This window comes from Amycolatopsis sp. NPDC051102, from assembly GCF_040682815.1.
In the GTDB taxonomy this organism is placed as follows: Bacteria; Actinomycetota; Actinomycetes; order Mycobacteriales; family Pseudonocardiaceae; genus Amycolatopsis.
Window position 1 is genome coordinate 827,340 of the sequence record NZ_JBFBBT010000001.1, and the last position, 12,157, is coordinate 839,496.

The 12,157-nt window shown below is 73.5% G+C and carries 7 protein-coding genes; 2 read left to right on the forward strand and 5 right to left on the reverse strand.

Annotated features, from left to right (window positions below; translation table 11 throughout):
• Positions 1–48: 48 nt before the first annotated feature.
• Positions 49–474 (reverse strand): hypothetical protein, encoded by a 426-nt coding sequence (locus AB0M93_RS03440; protein ID WP_364267919.1) that lies wholly within the window; start codon positions 472–474, stop codon positions 49–51.
• Between the two features lie 346 nt (positions 475–820).
• Between AB0M93_RS03440 and AB0M93_RS03445 the strand changes: the two genes are divergently transcribed.
• Positions 821–1,810 carry a beta-propeller fold lactonase family protein gene (locus AB0M93_RS03445; RefSeq protein WP_364267921.1) on the forward strand — a complete coding sequence of 330 codons (990 nt, stop codon included), beginning with the start codon at positions 821–823 and terminating at the stop codon, positions 1,808–1,810.
• Here AB0M93_RS03445 and AB0M93_RS03450 read toward each other — a convergent pair.
• Positions 1,805–3,301: a BTAD domain-containing putative transcriptional regulator gene (locus tag AB0M93_RS03450; RefSeq protein ID WP_364267923.1), complete on the reverse strand. Its 1,497-nt coding sequence runs from the start codon at positions 3,299–3,301 to the stop codon at positions 1,805–1,807. The genes AB0M93_RS03445 and AB0M93_RS03450 overlap by 6 nt on opposite strands.
• Positions 3,302–3,396: 95 nt before the next feature.
• Here AB0M93_RS03450 and AB0M93_RS03455 point away from each other — a divergent pair, with 95 nt between their 5' ends.
• Complete coding sequence (locus AB0M93_RS03455; RefSeq protein WP_364267925.1) at positions 3,397–3,747, forward strand: hypothetical protein; 351 nt, start codon at positions 3,397–3,399, stop codon at positions 3,745–3,747.
• A gap of 51 nt (positions 3,748–3,798) precedes the next feature.
• On the opposite strand, the gene AB0M93_RS03460 is transcribed toward AB0M93_RS03455, so the two are convergent.
• The 3 genes from AB0M93_RS03460 to AB0M93_RS03470 form a co-directional block, all read right to left on the reverse strand.
• The gene (locus AB0M93_RS03460) at positions 3,799–7,089 is read right to left on the reverse strand and encodes a BTAD domain-containing putative transcriptional regulator (protein ID WP_364267927.1); all 3,291 of its coding nucleotides are present in this window, start codon (positions 7,087–7,089) and stop codon (positions 3,799–3,801) included.
• A gap of 354 nt (positions 7,090–7,443) precedes the next feature.
• The gene (locus tag AB0M93_RS03465; protein ID WP_364267929.1) at positions 7,444–7,800 is read right to left on the reverse strand and encodes a hypothetical protein; all 357 of its coding nucleotides are present in this window, start codon (positions 7,798–7,800) and stop codon (positions 7,444–7,446) included.
• The gene (locus AB0M93_RS03470; RefSeq protein ID WP_364267931.1) at positions 7,758–12,143 is read right to left on the reverse strand and encodes a DUF6531 domain-containing protein; all 4,386 of its coding nucleotides are present in this window, start codon (positions 12,141–12,143) and stop codon (positions 7,758–7,760) included. The genes AB0M93_RS03465 and AB0M93_RS03470 overlap by 43 nt, the downstream gene beginning before the upstream one ends.
• Positions 12,144–12,157 lie beyond the last annotated feature (14 nt).

Genomic DNA, 12,157 nt, shown 5'->3' on the forward strand with positions numbered 1-12,157 from the left:
CACGCACGCGGGGAAGGCCGCCGCTGCGGGACGGCCTTCCCGGGGAGGTCAGGCGCAGGTGCTGTCGCCGCGGTAGCAGGCGACGCCCTTGAGGTAGGTCCCGCCCCCGTCGGTCATCCAGAGGTCGACGACGTCGGCCCCGCCGACGACGTCCGCGGTCAGGGAGAACGACGTCGACGTGGTCGAGTCGCAGTGCGTGCTGGTGCTCCGGTAGTCGGTCCGGACGCTGCCGGCCCACGCCGACGCGTACACCCGGCGGCACCCGGTGGCCTTGAACGTCCCGGCGACGCCGACCGAGCGGTTGTACCAGGTGACGGTGCCGCGGTAGTAGCTCGCGCCGTAGGTGATGTCGAAGGTGCTGGTGGGGTAGGCGGCGTTGGCGGGCTGGGCGGCGAAGACCATCCCGGCGGCCGCGGCCACCACGGCGGCGGCCGCGCCGATCTTCCGCGTCGTCATTCGTTCTTTCAGTGTCATCACGGGCTCCCCGGTATTCGAGTGGGCGGTCGAGCCGGAAATCTATTGAGCCGCCTTACAGTGCGGCCATACGTTCGCTACACGTGATCGGTGACACCCGGACGGGTTGAAAAGGTTTATTCTGCGAATCGTGGCGTTTCCGCGGCGTATTCACTCGTCAAGGCGATCATGATCTTGTTCCGGTGGCCGGTCCGCCGAACCGTCGGTTAGCGTGGGCGCGGCCCGGGAAACGGCGCGCCACAAGCGCTTCGCCGACCGGTTTCGCCCGAAGGCGTCCGAACAGGAGATCCGGGAAGCCTTCATTTCCTGCGCAACACACGGTTGGTTCCTCGACGGGGAGAAGGCAATGTCATTCGGCAATGGCGCGATTCCGCGCGCGCGGCGGCGCGGCAGGTCCCGCCCCAGGCGGGCCGGCGGAGTGCTGGCGGCGCTGGTACTGGCCGCCACCGCCGCCTGCCCGGACGCGCACGCCTATCCCTCGCGGGTCCAGGTGTTCGTGGCGAACAGCGGTTCGGACAACGTCACCGTGTACGACACGCGGATGCAGGAGGTGGTCGCGACCATCCCGGTGGGCCGGTCACCGGTCGGCGTGGGCGCGGCGCCCGACGGCGACCGGGTCTACGTCGCCAACGAGCTCTCCGACACGGTTTCGGTGATCGACGCGCGCACGTATTCCACGCTGGCCACGGTCCCGGTGGGCCTGCACCCGTTCGGCGTCGCGGTCGCCGGCTCGCACGCCTACGTGACGAACTTCGGTGCCGACACGGTTTCGGTGCTCGACACCACGACGAACGCCGTGGTGCACCGCATCCCGGTCGGCCGGTTCCCGCACAGCCCGGCCGCCAGCCCCGACGGGCGCCGGGTCTACGTGACCAACAACGGCGGGGCCACGGTCTCGGTGATCGACGTCGGAACGGACCTGGTCGTGGCCACCCTCCCGGTCGGCCGCTTCCCGGCGGGCATCGCGACCAGCCCGGCGGGCGACCGGGTCTACGTGGCGGCGACGGGCGCGAACAGCGTCGACGCGATCAGCGCCACCGGGCCGACGCTGATGACGACGCAGCCGGTCGGCCAGGTGCCGATGGGGGTGGCGGTGACCCCGCGCGGCCAGGTCTACGTCGCCAACGCGGGCTCGGACACGGTGTCCCTGCTGGGCCACACGGCGATCCCGGTGCAGGACCAGCCCGAAGGCGTGGCGGCGGCCCCCGACGCCAGCTACGTCTTCGTGACGAACTCGGGCTCGGGCTCGATGTCGGTGATCGACATCGCGACCAACAAGGTGATCGCGACGGTGCCGGTGGGCAGCGAGCCGGAGGGGCTTGCGGTGACGTCATGACCGGGCCTGCGCCGGGTGCATGAGTGGTTCCGCGGCGAGGGCGGTGAGGGTGGTGCCGGGTCGGGTGCTGGCTTCGGCTGCGACGCGGCTCAAGGCGAGCGGGACTCCGCCGCAGAGGTCGATCAGCCGGTCGGCCGCCGGTGCTTCCGCCGCCACCCGGGCGGCGCCGAGCCGGGCCGTGAGCAACGCCCGGGCCTCGGTGCCGGACAGCGCGTCCAGCGCCAAGTGCCGAGCCGCTTGCCGGGCGACCAGGCCGGGCAGACGGGTGCGGCTGGTCACCAGCACCGTGCACGTGCCGCCGCCCGGCAGCAGCGGGAGGACCTGACCCGTGCCGGCTGCGTCGTCGAGCACCAGCAGCAGGCGCTTTCCCGCCACCAGGCTGCGGAACAACGCCGTCCGGCGGTGCGGGGCCGCCGGTACCCGGAGCACCCCCAGCGCCTCCAGGAAGCCGCCCACGACCTCGGCCGGGTCCGTTCCGGCGGGCGCGCGGCCGCGCAGGTCGGCGAACAGCTGGCCGTCGGGGAAGCGGCCGGGGTGGCGGGCTGCCCAGCGCAGCGCCAGCGACGTCTTGCCGATTCCCGCCGGGCCGACGATCGCGCACACGGACGGGCCGGCGTCGAGCCACGCGAGCTCCCGGCGCCGTCCGACGAACGACGCCGGCGTGGCGGGCAGCTGCCGGGGAACCACGGGCGTGCCTGGGTCGGCGATCGGCCTCGCCGGCGCCGGAGAGGCCGCGGGCGGATCCAGGGCCGGGTCCGCGCGCAGGATCCCGGCGTGCACGCGCCGCAGGCCGGGGCCCGGATCCGCGCCGAGGTCGCCGGCCAGCCGGCGGCGGATGCCGTCGAACACCGCCAGTGCGTCGGCCTGGCGGCCCGCCCGGTAGAGCGCCAGCATCAGCAGTTCGCGCAGCCGCTCCCGGTACGGGTGCTCGGCCGCCAGGCGGGTCAGCTCCGGAATCGCCAGCGCGTGCTCGCCGCGGCGCACGTCCAGCTCGGCCAGGTCCTCCAGCGCGCCCGAACGGTACTCCGCCAGCCGCTCCCGTTCGGCGGCTGCAGCAGGAGTGTTCAAGCCCCCGAACGCCGGCCCCCGCCACAGGCCGAGCGCGTCGGTGAGGCACTGCCTCGCGGTGCCGAGGTCGCCGTCCGCCGCCGCCGCCCGCCCCCGCGCCAGCCCGGCCGCGAACCGCGCGCTGTCCAGCCGGCCGGGCGGTACGCACAGCAGGTAGGCCGTGCCCAGCGTCCGCAGCGAACCGCCGTCCAGGCCCAGCGATCGGCGCAGGTCGCCGACGTACTTCTGAACCAGGTTGACCGCGCTCCTCGGTGCCGCCCCGCACCAGACGTCCTCGATGATCCGGTCCCGCTCCACGCGCTGGTTCGCCGACAGCAGCAGCGTGCCCAGCACTCGCAGCGCCTTGCCGGAGCCCACTTCGGCCACGTCCGCGCCACGCCAGGCCGTGACCGGTCCGAGTACCCCGAACCGCACATCGGGCATGCCGACCCCCTTTCCGTGTGACTGCAGTGCCGTTGCAGCGGGCCCTGCCACGATCGCCTCCGTCACGACACTCCGTTCCGAATCGAGGGGGAACCATGAGGATCAAGCACCGGGTCGCGTCGGTCCTGCTCACCGCGTGCGGGCTCGCCGCACCGCTCGCCGCGCCGCCGGCGGCGAGTGCCGCCACCGCGGCGTACTCCGACTTCTGCGCCACCGGGACGGTGAAGTCACTGGCCGACCGGCTCCCGATCGAGGAGGTGCCGTACGGGACCGTGGTCGGCTCGGCGAGCAAGGGCAACGTCCTCGCGTGCTGGCAGAACCACTACACCCTCTCCAACACCCGCTACACCGCCTGCGGCGTGTCGAACGCGAACGGATGGCTGTACGTGCAGGCGACGGACGGGAACTGGGGCTGGACCTACATGACCTGCCTCGCGGACGTTTAGCCCCGAACCAGGACTCCCAGGGTCGCAGCCGGCCCTACAGGATCGGCACATTCAGCCGATATCGCCGGCCCGGCCCCAGTTCGCCGCGCGTTTTTCGACCTCGTCCGCGGCCGGGTGCAGGTTGCCCGCCCGGTACAGGTCGATGGCCTGGTGCCACGCCTCGCGCGCCTGGTCCGGGTGGCCCAGCGCCTGGTGGGCGTCGCCCATCGCGGCGAGCGTGGCCGCCTGGCGGTAGGTGTTGTCCAGGTGGCGCCACAGGGACAGGGCCCGCCGTGACTGCTCCAGCGCCTCGCCGTGGTCGCCGGTTTCGCCGGCGATCGCGGCGAGGCTGTCCAGCGCGTCGGCCTGGCCGTAGACGTCGCCGCGTTCACGGCAGCGGGCCAGCCCCGCCTCGGCGTGGGCGCGCGCCTCGTCGTGGCGGCCCAGCCGGCTCAGGCACCCGCCGATCAGGCTGAACGCGCGCGCTTCCCACTTGCCGTCGTCGAGGGCGCTGTACAGCTCCTGCGCGCTGACGGCGTGCGCCAGCGCCCGCTCGTCGTCCTTCTCGTTCGTCCAGTGCAGCGCCAGCACGAAGTGGACGCCCGCCTGGCCCAGCGTGTCGCCGATTTCCCCGGCCAGCTCCAGCGAACGGTCCAGGTGCGGCAACGCCTCGGCCGGCATCCCGAACGGGCCGTAGACGAGGCCGAGGCGGCGGTGCGCGCGGGCCTGCACGGCCACGTCCCCGAGGCGCTCGGCAGCGGCCAGGCCGGCCAGCCACGACGTGATGTTGGCCTGGAGGTGACCGCGGCGGTAGTGGAAGTTGTCCAGCGTCCAGGCCAGCTGCCACACCCACGTGTCCCAGCCGGCGTCCTCGGCGGCCTGCCGCGCCGCGAGCACGCACTGGTGGTTGCCGTCGAACCAGGCCATCGCGGCCGTGTCGTCGGGCACCGGGGCCGGCACGCAGCCGGGCGGCGGCTCGCCGACGTCGATCGGCGGGTGCTGCTGGTCGAGCAGGCGGCTGGCGCGGTGGCCGGTGTGCAGGTGGAAGCCGATCAGCCGGCGCAGCGCCGCGGTCCGGGCCGGTTCCGGCTCGTCGGCCAGCGCGGTGGCCTGCGCGTGCTGGCGGACCAGGTCGTGGAAGCGGAACCGGCCGGTCACCGGCTGCTGCAGCAGGTGGTCGTCGACGAGGCTCTCCAGCAGCCGCTCGGCTTCCCCGGGGGCCACGGCGGCCAGCGCCGCGGCGGCGGGGACGTCGATGTCCGGGCCCGGGTTCAGGCCGAGCAGCCGGAACATGCGCTGCTGCGCCGCGTCGAGGTGCCCGTAGGACAACGCGAACGCCGCGGCCACGCTGCGGTCGCCCGCGGACAGCTCGGCCAGCGGACGGCCGGCCTGGCGCAGCCGGTCGGCCAGGTGGGCCACGGTCCACGCGGACCGGGTGCGCAGCCGCGCCGCCGCGATCCGGATGGCCAGCGGCAGGTACCCGCACAACGCGACGACGTCGAGGACGGCACCGGCTTCGGCGGCGGGCCGGTCGTCGGCGACGACGCCGTTGAACAACGCGACGGCGGTTTCCTCCGGCAGCACGTCCAGGGACAGGATGTGCGCCGCGTCCAGGCCGGCCAGGCGCCGCCGGCTGGTGACCAGCAGCAGCGTGCCCGGGCTGCCCGGCAGCAGCGGCCGGACCTGCGCGGCGTTCGCCGCGTTGTCCAGCACGACGATGATCGAACGGCCGGCGAGTTCCGCGCGCCACAGCGCCGCGCGGGCGTCCGGTTCGTGGGGGATCCGGTCCGCGGCCACGCCGAGGGCACGCAGCAGTGTGTCCAGCGCCGCCGCCGGGGTGGTCGGTGCCTGGGCGGAGGTGTGCCCGTGCAGGTCGATGAACAGCTGGGCGTCGCGGTAGTGGGCGGCGAGCCGGTGCGCGGCGTGGATGGCCAGGGTTGTCTTGCCGATGCCGGCCATCCCGTCGATCGCCTCGATCACGACGGCCGTCGGCGCGCTGTGCGTGACGCCGTCCCGGGCCGCCAGCAGCCGCGCCAGCTCGGGTTCCCGGCCGGCGAAGTCGGCGATGTCGCCGGGGAGGTCGTTGCGGACCGGTCCGGCCGGTTGGACGACCGGCCGGACCGGGGGCGCGGGCAGCAGCCGCGGATCGTTGTCGAGGATCCGGCGGTGGATCCCGGTCAGGCGCGGCGAAGGGTCCAGCCCGAACCGGCCGACGAGCACCGCCCTGGCCCGCGTGAACGCGTCCAGCGCGTCCGCCTGGCGGCCCGCGCGGTAGAGGGCCGTCATCAGCTGCCCCCACAGCCGCTCGTGGCCGGGGTGCCGGTCGCTCAGCGCCGTCAGTTCGCCGATCAGCGCCTCGCCGGCGCCGGCGGCGAGGTCGGCGTCGATGCGGTCTTCGAGCGCGCCCAGCCGCAACGCCTGCAGCCGCCGGGTTTCGGCCAGCAGCGCCACGGTGCCGGTGAAGTCCTCGTAGGCGTCACCGCGCCACAGCGCCAGCGCGCGGGAGAGCCGGTCCGCGGCCGTCACCGGGTCCGCCGCCAGCGCCGCCCGCCCGGCGATCACCAGCTGTTCGAACTCGCGGGCGTCGAGCAGCGCGGGTGCCAGCCGCAGGGCGTAGCCGGCCGCGCGGGTCTCGATCAGGTCGCCCACGCCGAGGGCGGCGGCGACCGGCGCCAGCGAGCGGCGCACCCGTGACATGTAGGTCCGCACGGTCCGGGGTGTGCCGGGCGTGGCGTCCACGTCCCACAGCGCGTTCGCCATCGTGTCCACCCCGGTCACCCGGCCGGCGTTCGCGATCAGCAGCGCGAGCAGCGTCCGGATGCGGGGACCGCCCAGGTCGAGCGGCCTGCCGCGCACCAGCACCTCGAACGGGCCGAGCACGCGGAACTCCGGTCGGTCCTGCCCCAGGGCCGCGCCCGCCGGATCGTCCATCCCCACCCTGTTCAGGAGGGCCGGACCGCGGTGTGGATACGGGTCCGTTCGGCCCAATCGAGCACTGTCGACGGGCTGTCGACGCGCCTTGTCACGGTGGTCCATGGACGTCGCCAGTGAGATCGTGCTGCGGCTCGCCGATCCGGTGGCCCGCCCCGCGCTCGTGACCGAGCCGGCGACGGCGACTTTCGACCGGTTCGACCTCGCCGTGCCGCTCGGGGCCCGGGTGTCCGCGCCGGCCCAGTTCCGCCGCACCGGCGAGCCGGTGCCGTGGGAGGTCAGCGCGTCCTGGGACACCGGGCAGGCCCCGCCGGTCGCGGCCGACGCGGTGTGGACCGGCGCCGTCGTGCTCCGCACGGCGGTCGCCGACGGGACCATTGTGGACGTCGCCACCGGGGAGTCCGGTGTGGACGACCGGATCGCGCTGGGCACGACCGTGGCGATGAGCCCGCCCGGGCCCGACCCGGCCCCGGTGCTGCTCGCCCTGCCGGTGCGTCACCGTCACCGTGAACCACCTCGTCCCCGCTCATCGCAGCTGCGCCGGCAGGGCGGCGGCCTGATCGCCCGGACGAACGCGCCGGCGGCCTGCTGGGCCTGCCGCGGCAAGGGCCGTACTCGGCCGCGACGGCCGCCGTGCGGGACCCTCATCATCAGCGAAAAGCAGGTCGTGCGGGCACTCCGGCGCGAACCCGCCGACGCGGCCTTACCCTGGACGGCGTTCACGCTGGCCCGGCTCCGGCGGGCCCTTCCCGCCGCCGTTTCCGGTGCCCTGATGCGGAAACCGGCTCAGCGGGTGGCGCGGTCCCAGATCAGCACCGGGGGCTCGTTCGGGAAGTCGGCGTCGTGGGCCCAGACCTTGTCCACCTTCGGGTTGTGGCGCAGGATCGGGAACTCGTCCATGTCGAACACGTTGTTCGGCCGCCGCGAGCCCAGCTCGTCGCCCTGGTGGGCCCAGCCGCTCGATTTGCCCGGGGTGTTCGGCAGGGCGATGTGGACGTCGCCTTCCGCGTTGTGCGCCAGCGCCTTCGACGCGTCCTTCCACACCTTCTCGCCGTTGGGGTGGTTGTCGGCGAACTTGGGCATCTCGACGCCGTTGTCCTTCAGGATGCCTTCGAGGGTGTTGCCGCCGTGCTTCTTCGCCATGTCGATGGCCGGGTCCTCGAGGGAGCCGTGGTACTTCTGCTCCGTGATGTTCTTGCCGGTGACGGGGTCGTAGAGGTGCGAGTTCGGCTTCGACGGGTCCGCGTTCTTGCCCCACACCGGAACCGCGAAAACTCCGAGTCCTTGATGTGGCCGCCCGACCAGAACCACGACTTGTCCTTGCCCGGCGCCATCATCTCGTCCCACTTCTTCGAGAACTTGGCGTACTGCTCGTCGGTCATGTTGTGCGGGCGGATCTTGCCGTCCGGGTCGCGGAACTCGTCGAGGCCGTCCGGTTTCTTGGCGCCCGGCGGGACCTTCGCCGCGTCGCCGCCGCCCGCCGGGTTGTCCGGGGGCTTCGGGCCGCCCGTCTTGCCGCACGGGCTCTGCACCAGGCCGAGCGGGTCGCCGTGCAGGTGCGGCTGCGAGACGTACCCGACCGGGTCGGGCGCCGCGGCCAGGCCCAGCGGGTCCTGGCTCAGGTACCGGCCGGTCCGCGGGTCGTAGTAGCGGTAGACGTTGTAGTGCAGCCCGGTTTCGGCGTCGCGGTACTGGCCGGGGAAGGCCAGCGGCATCGGCGCGGTCCCGGACGTCGACGGCAGCAGTTCGCCCCAGAAGCTCATGCGCGCCTGCCACTCGACCCGGCCGTCCGCGCCGACGAGCTCGGTCGGCGTGCCGGCCGGTGACGTCACCACCGTGTGGAACCGCACCTCCGCGCCGCGCTGCTCGATCTGGACCACCGGCCGGCCGTCGTCGGGGTGGCGTTCCCAGGTGAGCACGCGCGACCGGCCGTCGTCGGTCAGTTCGATCTCCTCGACGAGCTCGGGGCCGCTCCAGACGAACCACGTCTCGGCCGTCTGCCGCGGCGCGCCGTCGTCGCCCAGCTCCCAGCGCCGCTTGGCGAACCGCCGGCCGAGCGGGTCGTACAGGTACGTCCAGAACGCCTCGTCGGGGGCGATGACGGCGATCAGCCGGTCCAGCTCGTCCCAGACGAACCGCCATTCCTCCGGACCGGCGGGGGTGACCCGCACCCGGCCGGTGACGCGGCCCTGCGGGTCGTGGCCGTACCGCGTCCCGGCCGGGGTGAGCCGGCCCGCCGCGTCGTAGGCGAAGCGTTCGACGCCGTCGGGCGCGTGCACCTCGGTGACCCGGCCCGCCTGGTCGAACCCGAACCGGACCGGCCGTGCGTCGTCGATCGCGGCGAGCCTGCCGTCCGGCGTGTAGGTGTAGCCGCGCCGGCCCAGGCCGGTGATCACCTGTTCGCCGAGCCGGTCCGAGGCGTCGAAGACCTGGCGCAGGACCACTTCGCCGTCGACCGAACGCGTGGTCTCCCGGCCGGCTTCGTCGTACTCGAACGCGATTTCGTGCCCCGCGACGCGAAGTGACACCGGACGGTCGCCGTCGTAGTGCCACTCACTGTCCACACCGGACAGCGTGTGGCGGCGGACGCTCGTGGCCCCGTAGGTCCACCGCACGCCGACGCCGTTGAGCGTCTCCTCGCGGATCCGCCCGCGCTCGTCGCGGACGATCTGCAGGACCGACTCGTTGTTGACCGCGTATTCGAGTTGCCCGAGCGCGTCGTAGGCGTACCCGGTGACGCCGGTGGCCGTGCGGCGTTCGACGACGTTGCCGAGCACGTCGTAGGAGTACTCGGTGACCTCGCCGAGGCCGTTCGTCATCCGGAGCAGCTGCCCGGCCTCGTCGTAGGCGTAGGTGAGCCGGCGTCCGTCGAAGTCGGTCTCCTCGACCAGCCGCCCGGCGGGGTCATAGGTGTAGCGCCAGGTCTGGCCGCGCGGGTTGGTCACCGCGATCAGCCGCAGCTCGGCGTCGTAGCCGTACGTGGTGCGCGCGCCGGTGGCGTCGGACTCCTCGATCGGCAGGCCGAACGGGCCGTACGTGCGCCGGGTCGTCCGCCCGGCGGCGTCGCGGTGCTCGACGACGCGGCCTTCGCCGTCGTGGCGCCAGCTTTCCCGAGCGCCGTCGGGGCCGATCCGCCAGGAGCGCTGCCCCTCGGCCGTCCAGCCGAGCCGGGCCGCGCCACCGGAGGCGGTGTGCACCAGCCGGGGCCGGCCGAACGGGTCGCGGTCGCCCGGCCGGGCCGCCGCGGTGATCACCGGCTCGTCGCCGAGGGGGTCCGCCGGCCCGTCGACGCGCAGCCGCGTGGAGACCCCCGGGAGGGCGGCGTAGGGATCGGCCGCCGGGGCCACCACCCGGGCGTCGCCGGCGCGCAGTTCGACCTCGCCGACCGCGGTGGGGCGCAGCCGCACCTGCGAGCCATCCGGCCGCGTCACCGTCGTCAGCACGCCGTTTTCGTAGCCGTAGAAGGTGATCCGGCCCAGTTCGTCGGACTGCGAGAGCAGGTCGTCGTAGCGGGTCCAGGAGTACCGGCGCGTGTGCCCGAGCGGGTCAGTGCGTTCGACGAGCTGGCCGGCTTCGTTCATCCGGTAGGTCCAGGTGTGGCCGAGCGCGTCGGTGTGCCGGGTGGTCCGGGCTTCGGTGTCGTAGGCGAACGTGCCGTTGAGGTAACGCCCGGCGCCGACGCTGCGGACGCAGCGGCCCGCGGCGTCGTAGACGTAGCGGTACCAGGTGCCGGTGCGGTCCTGCCAGCCGACGATCCGGTCGTCGACGTCGTAGTCGAGGTTCACCGGGCGGCCGGTGAAGCCGGCGATCTGGGTCAGCTGGCCGAGCCGGTTGTAGCCGTACCGGACGACGGGCGCGCCGCCGGGCACGCCGAGCGCGGTGATCCGGCCGGTGCCGGCTTCGACGCTGATCTCGGTGCCGTCGGCTCGCCGCAGCAGCCGCGGGGCGCCGCTTTCGGCGTGCTCGATCGTGGTGCGGGAGCCGTCCTGCTCGATCGCCGTCAGCGGCAGCACCTGGCCGCGCCCGCCGGCGAACTCCAGGTCGCGGGCGCCGGCGGAGAGCCGGTAGCCGCCGGCGATCCGGCGCAGCGGGTGGCGCGGCCCCTCGATCGGCAGCACGGGCCGGTCGCCGTCGGGCAGCGGGTAGACGAGGACCATGCCGTCCTCGGCGAAGAACCGGACGTGCGCGCGGCCGACCTCCAGCCGCTGGTCCAAAGTGGACGCCCAAGAGCGGCCGAACCACCGGCCGCCGCGGTAGGCCGACAGGTGCGTCCGCGACAGCACCAGCTCGCCCGCGTCGCCCGGCAGCGTCAGGTCGATCTGGGTCAGCACGACCTCGCCGGTGGCGACGTCGACCGGGTCGGAGACGCAGACCTTCTTGTCGTCGGGCACCGCGCGGTCGCGCGGGCCGTCGCCCTTCGGGTCGCCCTGGGGCTTGCCACCGCCGCCGGGGCCACCCCTCGGCGTGCCCCCGGGCGGCGCTTCGGTCTTCGGCGGTGGCGGGGTGTCGGCCGGCGGATCGCTCTTGGGCGGCGGATCGGTCTTGGGCGGCGGGTCGCTCTTCGGCGGCGGGTCGCCCTTCGCACCGGACGTCGTGGTGCTGTCGCCGTCCTTCGGCGGCGGGTCCGTTTTGGGTGGCGGGGCGTCCGGGTCACCCTTGCCCTTCGGCGGGCCGATGTCCTTCGGGCCGCTCTTGATGTCAGCGTGCTTCGGCGGCGGCGGCGCGGCCTTACCCGGCTTGATGTTCTTCAACGCCTTCGCCGCATCTGCGAACAAATCCCCGGCGCGCTTCAGCAGCGGAATCAGCGCCTTCAGCGCCGTGACCAGCCGCTTCACCAGATCGGCGATCTTCGACGCGGTCTTGGCCACCGCGTTGATCACCTGCGGCACCACCCACGTCATCCCGATGCCGAGGGTGAACACAACCTGCAACGCCCAGCTGATCAAATGCCCGACCAGCTCCGCGATGATGTCCCGCACCAAGGCGCGGACCGCCGCGACCACTTCGCCGGCGGTCTTGACGCCGCTGGAAGCGCCCTCACAGCCCTTCTGCGCCGTCTCCAGCAACGTCACCGTGTCCTGCGCCCGCTGCCGATAGGTGTCCGCCGCGTTCCCGGTCCAGGACGCGGTGTCGGCCTTGACCATTCCGGTCAGGTCCTCGCCGACGCTGCCCAGCTCGGCCGCGATGTTCTTCCAGGTCTCGGATTGCGCGGCGATCTCGTCGGCGTTGCCGGTCAGCCCGTTGAGCGCTTCCTTCAACGGACCGACGTGCTCGATCAGCCACCCGACCCCGGCGGCGAGGATCGCACCGAAGGGGTCCATCGCCATGGACAGCGCGTCGAGGGCGGTCCCGACCGCACCAAGGGCCACCGACGCCCAGTCGCCACTTTCGATGGCCGACTTCAGATCATTCGCCGACTCCAGCAGCGAAACACCCGAATACGCCTTCGTGGAATCCTTGGTCTCCGCCACCAGCGGGTTTGCCATCGCGCAACCCTCTT

Bases quoted from the DNA above. Each gene is read 5' to 3' on its own strand.
- AB0M93_RS03455 (WP_364267925.1), top strand. From the start codon at position 3,397: ATGAGGATCAAGCACCGGGTCGCGTCGGTCCTGCTCACCGCGTGCGGG.
- AB0M93_RS03470 (WP_364267931.1), bottom strand. From the start codon at position 12,143: ATGGCAAACCCGCTGGTGGCGGAGACCAAGGATTCCACGAAGGCGTAT.
- AB0M93_RS03445 (WP_364267921.1), top strand. From the start codon at position 821: ATGTCATTCGGCAATGGCGCGATTCCGCGCGCGCGGCGGCGCGGCAGG.
- AB0M93_RS03450 (WP_364267923.1), bottom strand. From the start codon at position 3,301: ATGCCCGATGTGCGGTTCGGGGTACTCGGACCGGTCACGGCCTGGCGT.
- AB0M93_RS03465 (WP_364267929.1), bottom strand. From the start codon at position 7,800: ATGGCGAAGAAGCACGGCGGCAACACCCTCGAAGGCATCCTGAAGGAC.
- AB0M93_RS03440 (WP_364267919.1), bottom strand. From the start codon at position 474: ATGACACTGAAAGAACGAATGACGACGCGGAAGATCGGCGCGGCCGCC.